Annotated in this window: 16 protein-coding genes, 1 tRNA gene and 1 pseudogene; 8 read left to right on the forward strand and 10 right to left on the reverse strand. The window is 47.0% G+C overall.

Translation table 11 applies throughout. From position 1 onward, the window contains the following. Nucleotides 1-174 precede the first annotated feature (174 nt). Entirely contained in the window at nt 175-654 is a 480-nt protein-coding gene (locus tag FSB75_RS13305) for an integrase core domain-containing protein (protein ID WP_172623145.1), read from the reverse strand. A gap of 309 nt (nt 655-963) precedes the next feature. Then, entirely contained in the window at nt 964-1,143 is a 180-nt protein-coding gene (locus FSB75_RS13310) for a hypothetical protein (protein WP_146788359.1), read from the reverse strand. A 331-nt stretch (nt 1,144-1,474) separates the two neighbouring features. Between FSB75_RS13310 and FSB75_RS13315 the strand changes: the two genes are divergently transcribed. The 3 genes and pseudogenes from FSB75_RS13315 to FSB75_RS22385 form a co-directional block, all read left to right on the forward strand. Then, nucleotides 1,475-1,819, forward strand: coding sequence for a hypothetical protein (locus tag FSB75_RS13315; RefSeq protein WP_146788361.1), 345 nt, complete (start codon nt 1,475-1,477; stop codon nt 1,817-1,819). Next, entirely contained in the window at nt 1,816-2,379 is a 564-nt protein-coding gene (locus tag FSB75_RS13320) for a recombinase family protein (protein WP_146788364.1), read from the forward strand. Before FSB75_RS13315 ends, FSB75_RS13320 begins: the two co-directional genes overlap by 4 nt. A 42-nt stretch (nt 2,380-2,421) precedes the next feature. Then, nucleotides 2,422-2,634: pseudogene (locus tag FSB75_RS22385) on the forward strand (recombinase family protein); the annotation flags it as partial. Nucleotides 2,635-3,385: 751 nt separating this feature from the next. On the opposite strand, the gene FSB75_RS13330 reads toward FSB75_RS22385, so the two are convergent. Continuing rightward, a tRNA-Ser gene (locus FSB75_RS13330) sits at nt 3,386-3,473 on the reverse strand. A gap of 18 nt (nt 3,474-3,491) precedes the next feature. Continuing rightward, nucleotides 3,492-4,268 carry a TatD family hydrolase gene (locus FSB75_RS13335; RefSeq protein ID WP_146788365.1) on the reverse strand — a complete coding sequence of 259 codons (777 nt, stop codon included), beginning with the start codon at nt 4,266-4,268 and terminating at the stop codon, nt 3,492-3,494. An 86-nt stretch (nt 4,269-4,354) separates the two neighbouring features. On the opposite strand from FSB75_RS13335, the gene FSB75_RS13340 reads away from it, so the two are divergent. Next, the gene (locus FSB75_RS13340) at nt 4,355-5,278 is read left to right on the forward strand and encodes a hypothetical protein (RefSeq protein ID WP_146788368.1); all 924 of its coding nucleotides are present in this window, start codon (nt 4,355-4,357) and stop codon (nt 5,276-5,278) included. Between the two features lie 85 nt (nt 5,279-5,363). Here the strand turns inward: FSB75_RS13340 and FSB75_RS13345 are convergent, their stop codons facing one another. After that, nucleotides 5,364-6,011: a polysaccharide deacetylase family protein gene (locus FSB75_RS13345; RefSeq protein ID WP_146788371.1), complete on the reverse strand. Its 648-nt coding sequence runs from the start codon at nt 6,009-6,011 to the stop codon at nt 5,364-5,366. A 210-nt stretch (nt 6,012-6,221) separates the two neighbouring features. Here FSB75_RS13345 and gltX point away from each other — a divergent pair, with 210 nt between their 5' ends. Next, the gene (gene gltX / locus FSB75_RS13350; RefSeq protein ID WP_146788373.1) at nt 6,222-7,751 is read left to right on the forward strand and encodes a glutamate--tRNA ligase; all 1,530 of its coding nucleotides are present in this window, start codon (nt 6,222-6,224) and stop codon (nt 7,749-7,751) included. 64 nt (nt 7,752-7,815) lie between these two features. Here gltX and FSB75_RS13355 read toward each other — a convergent pair whose 3' ends face one another. Continuing rightward, on the reverse strand, nt 7,816-8,805 hold the full coding sequence (locus FSB75_RS13355; protein ID WP_146788376.1) for an aldo/keto reductase: 990 nt from the start codon (nt 8,803-8,805) through the stop codon (nt 7,816-7,818). A 47-nt stretch (nt 8,806-8,852) separates the two neighbouring features. Between FSB75_RS13355 and FSB75_RS13360 the strand changes: the two genes are divergently transcribed. Next, complete coding sequence (locus tag FSB75_RS13360; RefSeq protein WP_146788379.1) at nt 8,853-9,272, forward strand: cobalamin B12-binding domain-containing protein; 420 nt, start codon at nt 8,853-8,855, stop codon at nt 9,270-9,272. 10 nt (nt 9,273-9,282) lie between these two features. Beyond that, nucleotides 9,283-10,053: an enoyl-CoA hydratase/isomerase family protein gene (locus FSB75_RS13365; protein ID WP_172623146.1), complete on the forward strand. Its 771-nt coding sequence runs from the start codon at nt 9,283-9,285 to the stop codon at nt 10,051-10,053. Nucleotides 10,054-10,056: 3 nt separating this feature from the next. Here the strand turns inward: FSB75_RS13365 and FSB75_RS13370 are convergent, their stop codons facing one another. The 3 genes from FSB75_RS13370 to FSB75_RS13380 all read right to left on the reverse strand — a co-directional run bounded on the left by FSB75_RS13370 (nt 10,057) and on the right by FSB75_RS13380 (nt 14,547). Then, entirely contained in the window at nt 10,057-10,683 is a 627-nt protein-coding gene (locus FSB75_RS13370) for a C40 family peptidase (protein ID WP_146788385.1), read from the reverse strand. A gap of 140 nt (nt 10,684-10,823) precedes the next feature. Next, nucleotides 10,824-12,731, reverse strand: a complete 1,908-nt coding sequence (locus tag FSB75_RS13375; protein ID WP_146788388.1) for a DUF3857 domain-containing protein — start codon at nt 12,729-12,731, stop codon at nt 10,824-10,826. 4 nt (nt 12,732-12,735) lie between these two features. Continuing rightward, nucleotides 12,736-14,547 (reverse strand): DUF3857 and transglutaminase domain-containing protein, encoded by a 1,812-nt coding sequence (locus FSB75_RS13380; protein WP_172623147.1) that lies wholly within the window; start codon nt 14,545-14,547, stop codon nt 12,736-12,738. Between the two features lie 319 nt (nt 14,548-14,866). Between FSB75_RS13380 and fumC the strand changes: the two genes are divergently transcribed. After that, nucleotides 14,867-16,270, forward strand: a complete 1,404-nt coding sequence (gene fumC, locus FSB75_RS13385; RefSeq protein WP_146788393.1) for a class II fumarate hydratase — start codon at nt 14,867-14,869, stop codon at nt 16,268-16,270. Nucleotides 16,271-16,399: 129 nt separating this feature from the next. Here the strand turns inward: fumC and FSB75_RS13390 are convergent, their stop codons facing one another. Beyond that, nucleotides 16,400-19,678 carry a TonB-dependent receptor gene (locus FSB75_RS13390; protein WP_146788396.1) on the reverse strand — a complete coding sequence of 1,093 codons (3,279 nt, stop codon included), beginning with the start codon at nt 19,676-19,678 and terminating at the stop codon, nt 16,400-16,402. Between the last annotated feature and the right edge of the window lie 172 nt (nt 19,679-19,850).

The raw sequence follows: 19,850 nt of genomic DNA on the forward strand, positions 1-19,850 counted from the left end.
CTGCAATTGGTTTACAGCCCCCCCTCTTTGTCCTTGTTATGGTTTACAGGCAACCAGAAATAGGTGATAGCTTTACCTCATCAAGCGAAGCGGACGACAGCGCTGCCGAAGGAGCATCTGTCGAAGGAATAACCCCGTCCGATAGCGCCTTTGCTATTTTATATACCAGTCATTTTACGGTGGCCGGTATTTGTTTACAGCGCATTCGGTTTCATGGCTTATAAAACCTATTGGATCATCCCTTCTCGGTTTTGGCTTCCATCTTTTCGGCAACGCCCCTTGTTTCTCTTGCGCCTGCTGGGGCGTACAGTAATCAAGGCTGCCGTGTGGCCGCTGTTCGTTATAAATCCTGACAGCACTTTTCACTGCTTCATGCGCTTCTTCATAATTTTTAAAGGTTCTGTTCAAACAAAACTCTCCTTTCAATATGCCGTTCACGCGTTCGGCAATGGCGTTCTCGTAAGGGTCTCCTTTTTCCGTCATGGAGATCGTAATTCGTTGCTGGGTAAGTAAACCCGTGTACTCCCTGCAACAGTACTGCAGCCCTCTGTCGGAGTGGTGGATGAGCCGCCCACCCTCCCTTTTACCCCTTGTGCCAGCGCCATTGAAAGCGCTGTTAAAGGGCCTGTTCTTTTCAGGGTTGGGAACAAACAATAGCCTACAATTTTTCTGGAATAGGCATCGGTCACAAGACTCAAATAACAATAGTTGTTGAGAAGAGCGATGTAGGTTATATCGCTTACCCACAGCAGGTTTGCGCACCTTACCTCCAGTCCTCGGATCAAGTTGGGATACTTGTAAAAGGGATGGTCCGAATCGGTAGTGATCTCACCCACTACTTTTACCACGATGGCCTGCTTCAAGACAAGCTTATCCTGCGTCCAGTTTTGTTTGTAATGGGCTTGTCTTGACTTACCAAACAATCCGCAAATCACCCATAGCCGTATTGGGGATAATGCTGCTTTAGGCTTCTGATTGTTTGGTGCCAGACTTTTTTCTAATATCCACTTTCAGTTCCTCCTCCGCACTGTCAATCATCATCTCAAGGCCGGTAATTTTTAAATTGGCCAGCTCCAGCTTTTTAAGCAAGGCTTCGTTTTGTTTTTGAAGCGCCTCTACTTGCTTTTGTTCTTCGGGTGTCATGAGCGGTAAGGGGCTTGTTTCTCCCCTCAAGGTCGCCCGAAAATTTCAGTACCCACTTGGCGATCTGCGTAACCCCGAGACCGTGCTTACGGGCCAGCTCACCGTAACTCAGGTTGGATAAATGATACTCGTTGACCACGGCCCGCATAAAGGACATCTCACGGGTAAATTGGCGACCCGACTTGCCACGATTGCCTACATTGTTTTGCATTGCTTACACCTTTTACGTGTAAACCCTATTCAGGACAAGACAGCTTTTGCCCTGTGAACAAAATTAATTGCTCCGCCACACCAATGCTAATACTTTTAGCATTACTTATCAACAACTCCTATGAAAAAGCAACCCAAATCTGCTGTCCAAAAAGAATGCTCTCTATCCGTAACTCCCAAAACAAGACCTAGCTATGAAGACGTTGAGCTTATTAACCCGAAGAAAGTACCCTTAACACCTGAAGTGCTGAGAACCTTTGAAGGCTTTGAACACACGTCTGAGGAGGAGGCGGAAAACATTTGCCACACCTCCTTTGAATTCGTCTACATCCTGCTGGACTTACTCGCCCGTAAAAACAACAGTTTCATTGATAATCAACATGTTGTATCTTTGAATGAGAACGAAAGCCTTGTAGTCAGTATCAATAAGAATCAATCTAACCCCAATAAAAACAAAGCCGCATGAGTCTTGACGCCTTTAAACAATTTGGACACCAGTCTTCTCTTCGGGTTGTTACGAACAGCATGAAGAACGCAGTGGTCTATACCCGTGTTTCTTCCAAAGAACAAGCCGATACCAACCTTTCCTTGGACTTCCAGCGGCGGGTGATTGAAGAATATGCAGCCAAGCAAGGCCTGTCTATACTTAGCTACTTTGGCGGGACTTACGAATCTGCGAAAACCGATGGAAGAAAGGAGTTTCTTCGGATGCTGGAGTTCATTAAAAAGCATAGAGGAAAAGTCTCACACATTCTGGTCTATACCCTGGACCGCTTTTCCCGAACGGGTGGTGGCGCTATTAAGCTTGCCCAAGACCTGCGCGAAAAGTACGGGGTAAGTGTATTTGCCGTTACGCAGCCCACAGACACCTCAAATCCAAGCGGCGTGCTGCACCAAAACATTCAACTTTTGTTTTCTGAGTTTGATAATCAGCTGCGGAAACAACGGGCAGTGGCCGGCATGAAGGAGAAGTTTCAAAAAAGGAGAATGGGTCACCCGTGTACCACAGGGTTACGACATCATTAAAATCAATGGCGTAAGAAAGATTGTAGTAACGAAGAAGGAAAGAAGCTTCGAAAAGCATTCCATTGGCGGGCTCGCGGAATGAAAAACGAAGAGATCATTCAACGCCTCAATCAAATGGGTATAAAAATGTACAAGCAGCAGCTGACCAAGCTTTTCAAAAAGCCTTTTTATTGCGGCATCATCAATCATGCTATCCTTGATGGAAAGGTTGTAGAAGGCAACCATGAAGCACTTATCACCAAAGAGATCTTTTTGCAGGTGAACGGCCTTCACCGCTCAGCGCACAACTACGGCGTGCCGCACAAAAAAGAAGTAGAAGCCGTACTCCTGAAAGTCTTCATCAAGTGCGAGGATTGCGGAGAACCGTTTACAGGTTATGGCGTGAAAGCAAAAGGACTGTGGTATTATAAGTGCAGAACAAAGGGCTGCGGCTGTAACCGCAGTGCTAAGAAGATGCACGAGGACTTTGAAACCTTGCTTGCATCTTACAGCGTAGGACCGAAAATGATTAAGCCCATTGCTTACCAAATAGAATACTGGTTTGAGCAGCTCAATAAGGAATCCATCGAACAAGAAAAGACCTTGAAACAAAAACTTATTGAAGTGACTCAGAAGATTGACACGATTGAAGAAAAGCACTATGTCCTAGAAGAAATGAACAAGGAAAGCTTTGATAAGTTCTATGGCCGTTACACCAAAGAACGAGAAGAAATCAAAGAGGTACTAGGAAAGCTAACACCGCAGATTTCGAGCCTAAAAAAGAGTATTGAAGAAGGGGTTACCTTTTCAACTAAACTCGCTACAGTGTGGACTTCCAGTCCAGTCAGTAAGAAAGAAAAGCTGCAAAAACTGCTCTTCCCAGATGGGATCATCTATTCGAAGAAAAATGAGGCATTTCGAACCGAGAAAGTAAATTCTTTTTTTACTCTGATTGCAGATGCAGCAAAGGGTTTAGGGGAAAATAAAAAGGGGACAAACAAAGTTTTACCTTGTTTGTCCCCATCAGCGGAGACTGAGGGATTCGAACCCTCGATACCCTTTAGAGGTATACACACTTTCCAGGCGTGCTCCTTCAACCACTCGGACAAGTCTCCAATCGAAGGGCAGCAAATTTAAAGGTTCTCCGCAAACGAAAACAGTTTTTCTGCGTTGGTGGACGTTGTTGAGAAAACTTCTTCCAGAGATATGTTTAGCAGAGAGGCGATTTTTTCGGCAACCGTCTTCGTGTACGCCGGCTCGTTCCGCTTGCCGCGGTATGGCACAGGCGCCAGATACGGCGCATCCGTTTCAAGAACCACAGACGACAGGCCAATAGCTGAAATGACTTTGTCCAAGCCTGCATTTTTAAACGTTACCACGCCGCCAATTCCCAAAAAGAAACCCAGCTTTATAAGCTTTCCCGCTTGCGCCTCTGTACCGGAAAAGCAGTGAAAGACGCCGCGCAAGGAAGGATGTTTTGCCACAACCCCGATGCATTCGTCAATGGCATTGCGGGAGTGAATGACAACGGGCAAGTTGTACGCAAGAGCAAGTTCTATCTGCTGTTCAAAAGCCGCATACTGTTGCCGGACAAAGGTTTTATCCCAATAAAAATCTAACCCGATTTCACCAACGGCAATAAAACGCCGCTGGGCAAGATGGTTTTTAACGGCTTCTATTTCTTGCGAATAATTTTCCTGTACCGAGCAAGGATGAAGCCCCATCATGCTTTTGCAAATTGGGTAGGCCGCTTCGGTTTCAAGCATTTGTCCGTGCGTGGATGAATCAATAGCGGGTAAAAAAATTTGAGTTACACCAGCACTCTGCGCCCTTAAGATCATTTGCGACCTGTCTTTGTCAAATTCAGGCAAATAAACGTGCGCATGCGTGTCAATTAAAAAAGGCTGCATGGCTCAAAACTCAGTTAAAAAAATTTAAGAAGAATTTAAACCTCTTTACTTTGACTCCTTCTTACGTGCACCAAAAAGCAAAAATCATGAAACGGTTTTCTCTCGCTGCTCAATTAACAGGCGTTGTTCTTGCTGCAACGCTTGCGGCAATTGGTTGTAAAAAAGAAAACAGCGATACGTTGTCGCCGCAAGAAGAAATGCAGGCTGCAACTTATACCAGCCAGTCGGAAGTGGATGCGGAAATAGCCTTTGATGATGTGTATGATAACGTGATGGGCGTAAACACGGAGGTGGGACTTGGCGGCGTAGGGGTTTTCGGCCGCATTGCCTCTTCACCAACCGGCCGGACGGCAAGCGTTGACTCGCTGCCGCCCTGCACAACCGTAACCGTCAGTCCGCAACAAACAGGCGCCTTTCCAAAGACTGTCGTTCTGGACTTTGGTACCGGCTGCTTTAGCCACGGTCATTTGCGCAGCGGAAAAATCAGAACGGTTTATACTGGCCCTCTTAGAGAAGCCGGCAATTCGGCCACCACCACCTTCGACAATTTTAAAATTGACAGCGTGTTGGTAGAAGGGACACATAAAATAACCAACACAACCAACCTAACAAGCGGCTCAAACCAACGACAGTTTAAAATAGAACTGACCAATGCCAAACTTACCCATCCGAACGGCGATTATTCGGAATGGGCAGCTACCCGTACCCAAACACAGATTGAGGGCAACGGTACCGCAGCGCCGGCAGACGATATTTTAAGCGTTCAGGGAACGGCCCACGGCCGGGTAAAGCACGCTACGCTGATCGTGATTTGGAACTCTGAAATCACGGAGCCACTAATCAAAAAATACACCTGCCGCTGGATCTCGAAAGGCCGTGTAAAAACGGTGCGGGAGGGCCTGCCAACCAACACACCTTGGGTTGCGATTTTGGATTACGGCGCAGGAACCTGTGACAATCAAGCCACTCTGACTATTAACGGCAATACCCAACAAATTACTTTGCACTAATTAGAAATATTCTTTTACCTTTAAACCAGTTTTCATAGGGTACGGATTAAAAACGGGCCAGGGTTTCTACCCAGGCCCAAATTTTTTAAAGGCTTTCCATAGAGATTTTCCCAAATTTATAACCCTCTTCTTTTAAGGTTTTTAGCACAACCGGTAAAGAGGCCTTTAAATTTCTGAATGCTTTTTCGCTGTCGTGGAAGACAACGATTGAACCCGGCGCCACATTTTTTAACACGTTTTTTATGCACGTTTCGGGCGATGTTTTTGCATCGAAATCAGCGCTCAAAACATCCCACATAATGACCTTTAAATTCTTTCTTTGCATGGCTGCTGACAAGCCCTTTGCCTGTTCCGATTTTAGTTTTCCGTACGGTGGTCGAAACAGGTTCGCATTGATGACTTTTGCCGCTTCAGCTACATCTTTTAAATAAGTTTCTTTATCCGTTTTCCAACCATTCAAATGACGTTGCGTATGATTGCCAACACTGTGTCCTTGCTTTGTTAACTCATTGTATGTTTCGGGGAATTTAAGCACGTTGTCGCCGATGCAAAAGAACGTAGCTTTTGCGTTGTATGCCTTTAATTCGTTCAGCACCCAAGGTGTGATTGACGGATGCGGACCGTCGTCGAAAGTGAGGTAAACGATTTTTTCCTTTGACGGAATGTGCCACACGTAAGAAGGAAAAAATTGTTTTGCCCACTTGGGCGTTTTGATAAAAAAACGATGCAACATTGAAACGAAGATAAATGCTGAAAGCCGGAGGGAAGAGTTGGCAGTGAAGAGTTCAAAAATTCAAAAGCCGATGTTTTGATTCAATCCTCTCCTACCTTTTTAAGTTCTTTCTGACTTCTGACTTCTGACTTCTGACTTCTGACTTCTGACTTCTGACTTCTGACTTCTGACTTCTGACTTCTGACTTCTGACTTCGTACTTTTGCCCGCTATGGAAAAGAAAGTTCGGGTACGGTTTGCGCCCAGTCCTACAGGAGGTTTGCATCTGGGCGGCGTTCGCACGGTTTTGTACAATTATCTTTTTGCCAAACAACAGGGTGGCGACTTCATTCTTCGCATCGAAGACACCGACCAAAGCCGCTACGTACCCGGCGCCGAAGAATACATTTTCGAAACCCTGAAATGGTGTGGTCTTGAACCCGACGAAAGCACGCAACACGGCGGTGCATTTGGGCCTTATCGCCAAAGTGAACGAAAAGAAAGCTACCGCAAATACGCCGAAGAATTGGTGCAGAAAGGTTACGCCTATTATGCTTTTGATACGGCTGAAGAACTCGACCAAATGCGTGCCCGCTTGCGCACTGCTGAAAATCCTTCGCCGCAATACGACCGAAACGTGCGAACACAGATGCGCAACTCGCTTTCGCTTTCAAAAGAAGAGGTAGAGGCCTTGTTGCAAAAAGAAGTGCCGCACGTGGTTCGCATTAAAATGCCCGAAGGCGAAACGGTTTCATTCACCGACATGATTCGCGGTGAAGTCAGCTTCGACACGTCGGTTGTTGACGACAAAGTATTGCTGAAAGCCGACGGCATGCCAACGTATCATTTAGCGGTAGTGGTGGACGATTACCTCATGCAAATCTCCCATGCTTTTCGCGGCGAAGAATGGTTGCCCAGCGCACCGGTGCACGTGTTGCTTTGGCGTTATTTGTTTGGCGAAGAGGCGATGCCGCAATGGGCGCATCTTCCGCTGATACTTGGGCCAAACGGAAAGCTCAGTAAACGCGACGGCGCCAAATACGGCTTCCCCGTTTTTGCCATGAACTGGAAAGACCCCAAGACGGGCGAGCTAACCGAAGGCTTTCGCGAAAGAGGGTTTTTGCCCGAAGCCTTTGTAAACATGCTTGCCGTGCTTGGCTGGAACGACGGCACCGAACAGGAGGTGTTTTCATCGGATGAATTAGTGCAGAAATTTTCGATTGAACGAGTGCACAGCAGCGGCGCCAAATTCGATTTTGAAAAAGCGAAATGGTTCAACCATGAATGGATGAAAAGGTTAAGCTTTGAACGCTTGAAGTTGGATGTAAAGGATGCTTTTTCTAAGCACGAATTAGAAATTAGCGACGACGCCTACTTAGATAAAATCATTGCACTGGTAAAAGACCGTTGCACCCTGTTGCCAGATTTTTGGGAACACAGTTTCTTCTTTTTTAAAGCGCCGAAGCAGATTGATTTTGCACCCGTCATGGCCAAATGGAATCCCGTGAAAAAAGATTTCTTTGGCCATTTCTCGCGGCAGCTTTTGCATGTGAGCGAATGGAAAGCCCCATCGCTGGAAAGCCTGTTTAAACAGTTGGCCGAAGGTGCAAACATCAAGCCCGGCGAGTTGCAATTACCGTTACGGTTGATGCTCGTGGGTGGAAAATTTGGCCCGCCCGTTTTTGACATCGCCGAAGTATTGGGCAAAGAAGAAACAGTAAACCGCATTGAATACGCACTGACGCAAGTTCCAGAACGTTGATGCGTTGTTCGCATTGCGTTCTTGTGATTGAATAAAAATCACGAGAACGCAAATAGGTAGATTGTTACCCGCGTTGCTCCATTAATTTTACAACGGCTTCCCATTCTCTGGCAAGCGAACGAAGAAAGGCTTTGTCTTCGCTGCTTAACGTTTTTATTCCTTCGGTATTTGCCTGCACCTGCTCCGCTGTGCGAATGCCGGGAATAACGGTACTGATTTCCGCGAAGCTTAAAATATAATTCAGCGCATGGCTTGTTTTTGACAAGCCTTCTTTTTCCGCAAGTGGCCAAACTTTTTCTTCCAGAATCTTTGTTGCTTTTTGCAGTATCTCCGGCGTTAACCGAAAACTGCGGTGGTCGTCTTTTTCAAACCTTGTTGACGAAGAAAATTTACCCGTAAGCAAACCAAATTGCAAAGGCATTCGTGCAATGATACCGTAGCCTTTCGCAGCCGCTTTTTCTATCGTTGTTAAGGCTCTTTGATTGATGACGTTGAAGACAAGTTGAAGGCCGTTGCCGTAATTTTTTTCCATCAAATAATCCGCTTCGGCTTGCGGGTAAAATGTGTTCAACGACAAACCCCAATAACGGATTTTTCCCTGCTGTTTCAACGCTTCCATTGCGTCGATACATTCACCGCTTTGCAATTGAGCAAGCCGCGCAGAATGCAATTGGTAATAATCAAGACAATCGCGTTTCAACCGCTTTAAGCTTTTTTCGCAGGCTTCCACAATGTATTCTTTCGAATAATCCAGTACAATCTTTTCGTCAATGTTCCGATGACCAACTTTCGTAGCGATAACGATGTCTTTGTTTTCGCCAATCGTTTCGCCCAATAACGCTTCCGAATGACCGAGACCGTAGAAGTCGGCCGTGTCAAAAAAATTAATTCCGGCATCAAGCGCTGAATAAATGGCTTTGGTAGAAACGGCGTCATCGGCATCGCCCCATCCAATGGGCACATCGCCCACTTTTGCGCCACCGCCAATGGCCCAGGCGCCAAAGCCAATTTCGCTGATACGTAAATCCGTATTGCCAAACTTTCTGTATTTCATCTTGCAAAATCTTGGTTGTGTAATCTACTTTATTTTTGACGCACTGTATGAACGAAGAACACAAACGCCCGATAAGAGTGCTGGTAGCCAAAGTTGGCCTCGACGGACACGACCGCGGCGCAAAAGTAATTGCCACCGCACTGCGCGACGCCGGCATGGAAGTCATTTACACCGGCCTTCGGCAAACACCTGAAATGGTTGTCAGCGCTGCTTTGCAAGAAGACGTGGACGCCATAGGCATTTCAATTTTGTCCGGCGCACACATGACGGTATTTCCAAAGGTTGCTGCGTTGATGAAAGAGAAAGGGATGAACGACGTGCTGCTTACCGGCGGCGGCATCATTCCCGAAGACGACATGAAGCAATTGAACGAACAAGGAGTAGGAAAACTTTTTGCACCGGGAACCACGACTTCTGAAATAGCAACGTATATACAAGATTGGGTAAAAACAAATCGTTCCTTTTAATTGTTTTATTATGTACACAACCCTGCTTACATCCTTAGACAACAACATCTTCACCGTCACCATTAATCGTCCCGATAAACTGAATGCACTAAACAAAGACGTGATGAACGACCTTGACAAGATACTTGACGAAATTGAAAGCAACGCACAAATCAAAGCGGTCATTCTCACCGGCGCAGGACAAAAAGGATTTGTTGCGGGGGCCGACATCGGCGAGTTTGTAGGCTTGAGCAAAGAAGAAGGGAAAGCGCTTGCCAAAAAGGGACAAGACATTTTTTTTAAAATTGAAAACAGCAGCAAGCCAATCATTGCGGCCGTGAACGGCTTTGCACTTGGTGGCGGTTGCGAGTTAGCTATGGCTTGTCATTTTCGCATTGCCAGCGAGAACGCAAGGTTTGGCCAACCCGAAGTAAACCTTGGCTTGATACCGGGTTACGGTGGTACGCAACGTTTGGTGCAATTGATTGGCAAAGGCCGTGCATTAGAACTGCTGATGACGGGCAATATTATTGATGCGCAAGCGGCGCTTCAATACGGCTTGGTGAATCACGTAGTGCCGCAGGAAGAGTTGCTGAATAAAACAAAATCTATTTTAGAAATCATTCTTGCCAAAGCACCGCTGGCTGTGGGCAAATGCATCGCGGCGGCAAACGCAGCTTATTCCGATAAAGGTTATCAGACAGAATTGGAAAGCTTCGGCGAATGCTTTGCTACCGAGGACATGAAAGAAGGAACATCTGCATTTTTAGAGAAAAGAAAGCCCGCATTTAAAAGCCGGTAATTCTTAAGGGAAGACCCGAATTGTTTTCACATATCTGCCCTGGTAATATTTGTTTAGCGGTGTAATTGTTACGCCGTGTTGTTTGCCCGATGTGGAATGAATAAAACGCAAAGTGTCGGTATTGGAAACCACAATGCCCATGTGCCCGACAAAGCGTTCGGTGCTGTCCGTGCCGGTGAACAAAATCAAATCGCCGCTCCTTGCATCGGCGCCACTGACTTCCTTTCCCACATGGGTAAAATCAATGGACGACCGCGGCACGACAACATCAAAATGTTTGAAAACATAGGTGATAAAACCCGAGCAATCGAAACCTTTTGCCGGATCGGTAGAGCCGTACAAATAAGGCGTACCAATCAACGTTTTGGCAAAGTCAACAAGCTGCTGTGGTTGCACGGCCTTTGTATCAATCGACCCTTTGGGGAGAACCAATGGATTCTTTTTTATTGTGTCCAATTCTTCGCCTGCTTTCACGCTATCGTGCTTAACGCTGTCCAACAACGGCGCTTTTGCCTGCGAGGTATCTGTAACCAAAAGACTGCCGTTGGCATTGTTGCTTCGGCTGATAATGAATACCGCCGCTTCCCACCCCCCGAAAATGATAATCAACACAACAATTATCCGCTTCATTACGTCCCGTTTTGATTCGCCGGAATTGGCTTCTTTATTCCTCAATCGAAAATCGAACCAAGCAGACAATAGTGATGCGGCTGCCTTATGGGAAAGCGGTTCTTTCGTTGCAGGCTTTGCGGTTTGTAAACAAGCCGAAGCTATTGCTTCACTACAATTATGTTTTCTTCTTCTATCGCAATAACGTCGTTGAAAAACTGCGCCACTTTCGGATAGTCTGCCGCCGGAATGACGTGCTGCTTTAACGAAACGGTGCTTACTGTTGTAAGTTGATTGGAGGCCGCATCGTAGCGGCAAGTTCGCTTATAATAGCTGTAAGGAGATTGAAGTTCTTTGCCGGCGGGCAAAGCCTCCGGCGTAAATCCTTGCGGAAAGTGGAACACCGTGGTATCGCTTTTCTCGTAGGGATAGGCAAACAAATAGTCCGTTTCCCTTGTTGCAACTTTCATGCGTTCCGTTGCCGAGCGGTTGACACAGAGCGGGAGGAAATACTTGTTGCCCGATTTGAAATCGTAGAACCTTTCGTAAGTACGGACAACGCCAAAACCCGCCTGCCCTTTATCATCAAAAGACGAAACGGATATTTCGTCCGGATTTTTGAAGTGCAGCGTTTGCATCAGGCGTTGTTTCTGTTCGTCTTCCTTCAGTTGAAAAACGTCATGATAATACGAAGCCGGTTCGCCACTGCTGGCAACCTCGTTCTGAATCGTCGCGCCGCCCCCGGCGTTGATTGTTACGGTGCTCTTCGCGCAAACGGTGTTGGCCCGGTAATCGCTTTTCGGTGTGTTTACTATAACGCCTCCATTTTCAGTCAGCAGCAAGGCTTTTTTATTTTCGGTAAACGTTCCCAATTCGCCGGCCTTGTTGTACGTACTCGTGCACTCAAGCCAAGTGGTGTCTTTATCATTGGGAACGCAAAGAATAACGTGGCTAAACACATTGTTCGGGAATTGTGGATCAATTGCAGGTTCCTCGTAACCAGAATTAATTAGAGCGGGGTAAGCCATGATGCCCACAGCCTGCAACAAATAACGCATGTAATTGGTCAGTGCCTTGCAATCGCCAAACTTGTTTTCGTCCACAAATTTTATCGCAAAAGGCTTCCAGCCGCCAATGCCTAACTGAATATTGACATAGCGTGTATTGTGTTGCAGGTATTGGTATAGTGTACTAATTATCTCCTGCCGGTCCTTTGCTCCTTTCACCAGTTCTTTAATATCGGCAATGCGGTCTTGACTGAACGGTGTTTTTTCTTCGAAGAGTTTATAAGCCCAGCGGCCATAATCAGCCCAAGAGCGGAACTCACCTTTGTAGCCGTCATATGAAAACTCGTTCGGCGCTATTTCTATCCTTGGCATATAGTATGAAGCCGTATAGCCGTCGGTTTCAAACTTTTTTGCACTTACGTTTTTCACCTCCCAGACGTACCGTTTTGTGTTGCCCATTGCCTCAACCTGAGGCGTTGCACTTAGGTTTAGCGTACGTTGCCTGATGTCCAGTGAAACGGGCGCAAACACTTCATAACGAAACAGCTCAGTTACGGTCCGGTACTGGTAAATATACCTGTTGAGAAACTGGTTATAGCCTGTCGCATGCCGGGTATATTGCACGTCGAGTGTACAGGGATAAGCAGGCGCCGGCGTGTAAAGTTTCATCACTTTGTCGTCGGTTACCAAGGTCATTCCATCGTAAGCGGCTACGGTTTCAAAATCTTTCTTCGTATATTTTTTTACCAATTGCCCGAAAGCATCAAGCACCTTTATTTCAATATCCTCCACCTTAAAGAGTTTATCAACCGTGAAGCGGTGATGCAAAAGATACGCAGCGTCCGCATTCAAGAGCGTCATAACCTTGTGCACTTTCAACGTGTATTCCGAAGGCGAAAGAACAGTGAGCACGGCTTCATCAAGTTTGTAAACGGCGTCGGCGTCTTTTTTTAATTCTTCCGGTATGCTTGCAAGCGTTGTTGCAGGCGGGGACGGCTCTTGCTGACCTCGTGCAACGAGCATTACAAAACAGGCAAAAGCAGCGGCAATTGTTTTCAACATGCGTTTAGTTGGATTTCAGTAAAACGGGTTCGTTCAGCAAATCAACCATCTCGTTAAAGAAAGCCTTTACCGTATCGTATTCATCGGCTTTGTACGCTTCGCGGTCAATCAAAATGATCAATTTGAAATAGAGGATGTTGTCGCGCTTCTCAATGATCCGGCTGATGGACATCGACCGGTCGGGCGATACCAGCTTTTTGTTTTGCGGGAGCGGCTCGGTCGTAAAATTTGCAGGCAGTTCAAACGTACCGGTTACCGTGCTGCTGAATTTTGCACCGAAATCAATGTCGGTAAAACGGTATTGCGTGGTGAAAGGATTTTCGGCGAAGCCGGTAAATAGATTTGCGTTCAGTAAGTAATAGTCACCCGATTTTTTCAGCGCATAATGAAAGCCCGTCTCTTGACGCAACGCCAGTGAATCATTTTTCAATCCTTCCACGGAAAAGGAATCAATCTTCAAAAATGAATTGCGTTTCAGCAAAGCATCGCGGTAGCGGGTCGTATCGCTTTTGTAGCGGGCCTCTTTTTGAAGCTTTGCATAATCGCGGCTTTCAACAACGGCTGAACCGCGCAGTTCACCGTCTTTTGTTACGCTGCCAGCCAGCATAACACCTTCACTGAGGCGGTGCGGCAAATTGGTAAAGTAAACAAAGCGGCCACGCTTTTTTTCCACCAGGTAAGCCGCAGTGTTTAGCAAATCGGAAGGCACCATAAAAAAGGGCGTGCGGCCGTTGGAGCCGTCCAACACGTATTGCCTGCCTTCGCAGTTTACCAGCGCAACCACTTTGTTGAATTGATCGAGAAAAGAATAGGTCGTGTCAATGCGGCCGTTGTCCCTTTCACTCGCAAGCAATGGATAAGCATCAAGGCCCGCGCTTTTCAGCAAGGCCACAAGCAACAAATTAATGTCGCCGGTGGTTCCTTTCTTTTTTTCCAGCACCGATTTTACGCCGTCCTCGCAATATTTGGAGTTGATGCCGTTCCATACAAAATTCGACCGTACGTAATCGTAAATCGCTTTGAGTTTTTCGGTTGGAGAAAACGTGGACGGCAGTTCTTTTATAAGCGGGCTGCCGGAAAGATTTTTGTTTGCCTGCGAACCAAAACTCTCATCGAGCAAAAGGTCCTTGGTCAGTTCATCCCACGTGGACATATAACTCTGCTTGCCATAGTAATCGGTGTAAGAAGCAAACTGAAAATTGACGCGTTGCAAAAAGCTTTCGGTGCTGGCCGTGTACACTTCGTTGCGAAGACCGGGAATATCGTGCATTACAAAACGGTACTTGCCGTTGGCTTTGTCCGGCACAATTTGAATGGGATATTCGGCGCTTTTATGCACGCTGTAAGCAAATTCCGAATTGGCCATAGGCGCCAGTTCAAAAGAGCTGGTCATTACCGGCAAATCACTCTGAAACTCCCAGCGGCGTACGTTGGCAAAGCGCCGCTTTATGCTTTGATATTTGTAGTCAATGATGCTGCCAACTTTTACATTGGGCAGGGCAAAAGTGTAGGTTGAGTACAGCGAACTCACCTTTCTGTTAAAGATCTGTTTTTCGTCCAGCACGCTGGTTGAGATGGAACCGTTTTCTCCGGGTGTTATCACTACGGCGCTAATGTTTATGAGGTATTCGTAACCGTTGGCGCTATAGTACGGAATGACAACGTTGCCCTGTTCAACACCCTTTTGTTTTAAAACCTTAATGCGAACGCGGTGGTCGGTTATGAGTTTGTATTGATCGTCGTACCCGGCCACTGCCTGATCAAGCAGCACAACGGCATCGGCGCTTTTGTCAAAGGGACATTCTTTTAAATCCATTTCGGCTATAAGAAATTGTCCAAACGGAACGGGTTCCTCCTGGGCTGCGGAAAACAAGGCAGGAAGAAAGCAGAGGCAACAGACAAAAATCCTTTTGCAAAGGGTAGCAAGGGTAAACATAAGCCGGTTAAGTTTTGTAAAAGAAATTCAATGCGGCAAACAACGTTGAAAACAGCGATTCAAGTTTAGGTCAAAAAGCCGAAACAACCAATGCTTCGCAGAAATTTATACGATGGGCCAATGTCTCTTACGCATTGAAACGGTCCGCTGCAGCTTTTCTTTTCCCGGCGTTTATCTTTGCGCCACTCAAAACATTGCCATGTCAAATTACCGCATCGAAAAAGATACCATGGGCGAGGTGCAAGTGCCCGTTGACGCCTATTACGGCGCACAAACGCAGCGCAGCATCGACAACTTTAAAATTGCGCAGGACATCAACCGAATGCCCAAGGAAATTATTCGCGCCTTTGCGTATTTAAAAAAGGCCGCAGCCATCACCAACTTCGAAGCCGGCGTTCTGCCCAAAGAAAAAATGGAATTGATTAGCCGCGTGTGTGATGAAATTTTAGAAGGAAAACTCGATGAATATTTTCCGCTCGTGGTTTGGCAAACCGGTAGTGGTACGCAAAGCAACATGAACGTGAACGAAGTGGTGGCTTACCGTGCACACGTTTTAAACGGCGGCAAACTGGAAGACAAAGAGAAGGTTTTGCATCCCAACGACGACGTAAACAAATCGCAATCGTCGAACGACACCTTTCCTACTGCGATGCACATTGCGGCTTACAAAATTTTGGTGGAGACAACCATTCCCGGTATAGAAAAGTTGCGCAATACGTTGGCCGAAAAAAGCAAGGCATTTATGAATGTGGTGAAGATTGGCCGCACGCATTTCATGGATGCCACGCCGTTGACTTTGGGACAAGAGTTTAGCGGTTACGTTTCGCAATTGGATCATGGATTGAAAGCGATTAAAAACACGCTTGATCATTTATCGGAACTGGCGCTTGGCGGTACGGCTGTTGGTACGGGCATCAACACACCAAAAGGTTATTCGGAAAACGTTGCCAAACACATTGCACAATTAACCGGTCTTCCGTTTAGAACGGCGGAAAATAAGTTTGAAGCATTAGCCGCACACGATGCGATTGTGGAAGCACACGGCGCTTTGAAAACAGTAGCCGTTAGCCTGATGAAAATTGCCAACGACATCCGCATGTTGTCATCGGGTCCACGCAGCGGCATTGGCGAAATTTTTATTCCCGACAACGAGCCGGGTTCGTCCATCATGCCGGGCAAAGTAAATCCTACGCAGTGCGAAGCGCTGACGATGATTGCCGCGCAAGTGTTGGGCAACGATGTTGCCATTAACATTGGCGGCTCAATGGGGCATTTTGAATTGAACGTGTTCAAGCCAGTAATGATCTACAACTTTCTGCACAGCGCACGGTTGATTGGCGACGGCTGCGTTTCGTTTAATGACAGGTGTGCCGTCGGCATTCAGCCTATTGAAGAGAACATTAAAAAGCACGTTGACAATTCGCTGATGCTGGTAACTTCTCTCAACACAAAAATTGGTTATTACAAAGCCGCTGAAATTGCGCAGAAAGCACACAAAGAGGGAACAACGCTAAAAGAAATGGCCGTGAAGCTTGGCTACGTTACACCCGAAGAATTTGACCAATGGGTAGTGCCGGCAAACATGGTGGGAGAAATCAAGTAAGGAGATGACGGATGAAAGATGAAAGATTGCTTACGCCAATGTAAGCAGATCAACAAAAAACCTCTCTGAATTCAGAGAGGTTTTTTGTTGATCTGAAGTGCTGTCATCTGTCATCTTTCATCCGTCATCTTACTGAAAGATGTAGCGAATGCCCAATTGAATTTGGAAACGCGATGACTGACTCGTGCTGTTTTGGAAAGAGCTAGTCAACGGAATTTGATTCGTTGCATCCAAATATGGGAACGAGAACGAAGGCTTGCCGGCATCAAGACCCGAGCTAACAATTCCTTTGAAGTTCAGCAACGAATAGTTGTTGCCCGAACCCAAAGAACGGCTCGTAGTGCGGAAGATGCCCCAGTTCTTGTTGATCAGGTTTCCGAAATTGTAAACGTCAGCGGTGAAGCGCAAGGTGTTTGTGCGCTTGCCCACGTGCAACATAAAGTCCTGCGTAAAATTCAGGTCAAGACGTTTGTAGAAAGGCAGCATCAAGCCGTTTCTTTCCGCGTACAAACCTCTCCTGTGACTCAGGTAAGGATCCTGGTTGATGTATGCGTTCAACTGGTTCCACAACACCGTAGTGGAACGTGCGTCGGAAGCATTATCTGCTACCAACACAATCTCGCTTTGATTGCGCGGAACGTAAATCAAATCGTTGCCGGTAAGGGCATCGTTGTTTACGTCGCCGTTGTAGGTATAACTTGCTGTGCCGCCGTTGGCCGCTTCGTAGGTAAAGCCAATTGAAGTGGCAAAGTATTTTGCGTACTCAAGACGATAGTAAGCAGCGGCCACTACGCGGTGCGGTTGATTGTAGTTTGAATAGCCCAACTCCGGTACGTTCGGGTCGCCGCTTATGGGACGGTCGCGCCAGATAGACTGCGCAATCGAACCACCGTCGTTTACAGACTTGCTCTTTCCGTAAGTATAAGCCACCATCGTGTACAGGTTGTTCACGTTGCGTTGCAACTGACCAGTGACGGTGTACGAGTAACCTTTCGACGTGTTCGTCATCAAAATCGCATCCGAAATATTCGGATTGGTCAGCGAAGCGCCGCCAGCGCCGCTGTAAATCTGTGTTGATGTGTAGCGAATGCGGTTGTCAGGACCAACCAGCGGTGTACCCGTTGAAGGCAGGTTCACGTTCTGGTGATAAACAGCGTTGATGTCTTTTGTATAAATGCCCTCTAACGTAGCGGTGATGTCGGCAAAAATTTTCTTGTCAACCGCGAGGTTGCTACGGAAAATTTGCGGGAACTTAAAGTTCTCGTCTGTTACCGCCAGGTTGTACGAGGTATTGGCAGCCGCACCCACAGGGCGATTTGCGTTTACATCAGGGCTAAACGCAACACCCGATGTTTTTACGAACGAACCAAAGTCCACACCGTTGTTGCTGGCCTGGTTTGAAACCCACACAAACGGAGGCGCACCGGCAAACACGCCCAAGCCACCGCGAACTTGCACGGTCTTGTTTCCGTTCACGTCCCAGTTAAAGCCAACGCGTGGGCTCCACAACACGGCCGTTTTCGGTTTGCGGCCTGTGTTAATCGTAACCCCGTTGCGGAAGACCAGGGCATCAGCAACCGTGTTGTCGCCAAAGCTGTTTCCGAAGATCGGAAGATCAGCACGCAAGCCGACCGTCAACACAAAATTGTTTGAGGCATTCCAACGGTCCTGTGCAAAGAATCCTAATTGCAAAGCAGAGATATCTGCGTAAGGGAACTCGCCGCCTTTGCGTGCAGAATAACGCAACTCGTAGCGTGTTGCAGTTGGCAAACCGTTGATAGCGGATTGATAGAATGCCGTCAAACTCGGGAACTGGTAAGCACCGTAATAGTTTGGTGCAAAACCGTTGCGGAATTTGTTGTAGGTATTCTGCGTACCAAGGGTGATATTGTGTTTGCCTTTGAACAAGCTCACGATGTCGTTGAACTGATACGTGTCCGTGTTCAACACATTGAAGGCCGTGAAAGGTTCATAACCAAATGACGTATAGGTGCTGCCCGAACCGTTTCCAATATCAACCAGCGGGAAGATGCCGCCGGGTGAAGAACGGAAGTCACGCAGGCGGTTGTAACCTACCTGTAACTTGTTCGACAACTGGTTGGAGAAGCGTGTATTCAACTCCGCAATGACGATGTTGAAGTTGTTGTTGATAACATAAGACGAAGCAAAGAACGGCATGCCCGTGTTGCTGGCCGTACGTCCGCCTGACAGTGAACCGCTGGTGCTGGGCACAACGTTCCGGTTGCTCTTCAGGTAAAAGTAGTTGACGGAAAACGTGTTCTTGCTGTTGATGTTGTAATCTACGCGAACCGTAGCCCGGTCGGAATTTGTGTTGTAATTGTAGTTCTCATAAGGCCCGGGATCGTATCCGTATTTTGATACGAGGAAGTTGCGCAGAGCATCCAGCGTATCGCCGTTGGCCTGCGATACAGCACCCGGAACGGCAGGCTTGCCTGTGCGGCTTGCTGTAAAGCTTGTGGCGGGTTGCGCCAGTCTTTCTCTTTCGTAGCTTACGAAATAGAACAACTTGTTTTTGATGATATAACCGCCAAGGTTTGCGCCGGTTGTATAATAATTAAAATCCTGTGAGTTCAACGTCACCGTCCCTACTCTTGTTCCCGTTAAATACGGGTTTCTCCAGTAATAATAAACAGAGCCGCGATAGTTGTTTGTACCACTTCTTGTAACCGAATTAATGCCTGCGCCTGTGAACGAACCAAGCGTTACATCATACGGAGCAATGTTCACCTGCACCTGGTCCAGCGCATCAAGCGAAATGGGTTGCGAGTTGGTTTGTCCGCCAAGCGTACCGGAAAGACCAAAGGTGTTGTTGAACGACGCACCGTTTACCGTTAAGTTGTTGTACGATGAGCTACGGCCACCGAACGAAGTTCCAAACGGTGTGTTGTTGGCCGAAGGCGTCAAACGAGTCAATTCCTGCAAGCTGCGGCTAACGGTTGGTAAACGCTCGATCTGTGAACGGGTAATTACTTCGGCTGCACCCGTGCGGCTGCGGCTGAAAACCTTGTCGCTGCGGGTTGCCGATACCGTGACTTCCGTAAGGTTGCCGGCTGATGAAATCAATGTAAAATCGGCTTTGTAAGCCGTGCCGAGAGAGAGAGTTATGTCACTTTGTTTGGATGGCTGAAAGCCCACAAAAGTAGCGGTCACTTCGTAAGGGCCGCCCACACGAACGTTCGGCAAATTGTAACGTCCGTCACTTCGCGTAGAAGTGGTGTACCTCGTGCCCGTAGGCAAATGGATTGCTGTAATGCTGGCCCCTTGTAACGCCTGTCCGCTTTCGCCGGTCACCACCCCTTGTAGCTCAGAGGTAGTTTCCTGGGAAAAGACGTTTACAAAAGAGACCAAAAGAAAAGCAATCAAAAGGAAAGCGTTCTTTTTTCTCATGAGTTAAAATTTGCGTCAAAGTTGCGATGATTCAGTCTTTTAGTCAATCACATTTTATTAAGAAATGATGACGTTCACCAACAAAATGATCTGTCTCATTTGTTTGAAGTCCCGCTTCAATCCTTGTAGAACATTTTCTACAAGGATTGAAGGAAAGGGATAACAGCGGTTG

The sequence above is a fragment of the Flavisolibacter ginsenosidimutans genome (assembly GCF_007970805.1).
In the GTDB taxonomy this organism is placed as follows: domain Bacteria; phylum Bacteroidota; class Bacteroidia; order Chitinophagales; family Chitinophagaceae; genus Flavisolibacter; species Flavisolibacter ginsenosidimutans.

Coding starts and splice junctions, on each gene's coding strand:
- FSB75_RS13310 (WP_146788359.1), bottom strand. CDS start 1,143: ATGACACCCGAAGAACAAAAGCAAGTAGAGGCGCTTCAAAAACAAAAC.
- FSB75_RS13315 (WP_146788361.1), top strand. CDS start 1,475: ATGAAAAAGCAACCCAAATCTGCTGTCCAAAAAGAATGCTCTCTATCC.
- FSB75_RS13320 (WP_146788364.1), top strand. CDS start 1,816: ATGAGTCTTGACGCCTTTAAACAATTTGGACACCAGTCTTCTCTTCGG.
- FSB75_RS13335 (WP_146788365.1), bottom strand. CDS start 4,268: ATGCAGCCTTTTTTAATTGACACGCATGCGCACGTTTATTTGCCTGAA.
- FSB75_RS13340 (WP_146788368.1), top strand. CDS start 4,355: ATGAAACGGTTTTCTCTCGCTGCTCAATTAACAGGCGTTGTTCTTGCT.
- FSB75_RS13345 (WP_146788371.1), bottom strand. CDS start 6,011: ATGTTGCATCGTTTTTTTATCAAAACGCCCAAGTGGGCAAAACAATTT.
- gltX (WP_146788373.1), top strand. CDS start 6,222: ATGGAAAAGAAAGTTCGGGTACGGTTTGCGCCCAGTCCTACAGGAGGT.
- FSB75_RS13355 (WP_146788376.1), bottom strand. CDS start 8,805: ATGAAATACAGAAAGTTTGGCAATACGGATTTACGTATCAGCGAAATT.
- FSB75_RS13360 (WP_146788379.1), top strand. CDS start 8,853: ATGAACGAAGAACACAAACGCCCGATAAGAGTGCTGGTAGCCAAAGTT.
- FSB75_RS13365 (WP_172623146.1), top strand. CDS start 9,283: ATGTACACAACCCTGCTTACATCCTTAGACAACAACATCTTCACCGTC.
- FSB75_RS13370 (WP_146788385.1), bottom strand. CDS start 10,683: ATGAAGCGGATAATTGTTGTGTTGATTATCATTTTCGGGGGGTGGGAA.
- FSB75_RS13375 (WP_146788388.1), bottom strand. CDS start 12,731: ATGTTGAAAACAATTGCCGCTGCTTTTGCCTGTTTTGTAATGCTCGTT.
- FSB75_RS13380 (WP_172623147.1), bottom strand. CDS start 14,547: ATGGATTTAAAAGAATGTCCCTTTGACAAAAGCGCCGATGCCGTTGTG.
- fumC (WP_146788393.1), top strand. CDS start 14,867: ATGTCAAATTACCGCATCGAAAAAGATACCATGGGCGAGGTGCAAGTG.
- FSB75_RS13390 (WP_146788396.1), bottom strand. CDS start 19,678: ATGAGAAAAAAGAACGCTTTCCTTTTGATTGCTTTTCTTTTGGTCTCT.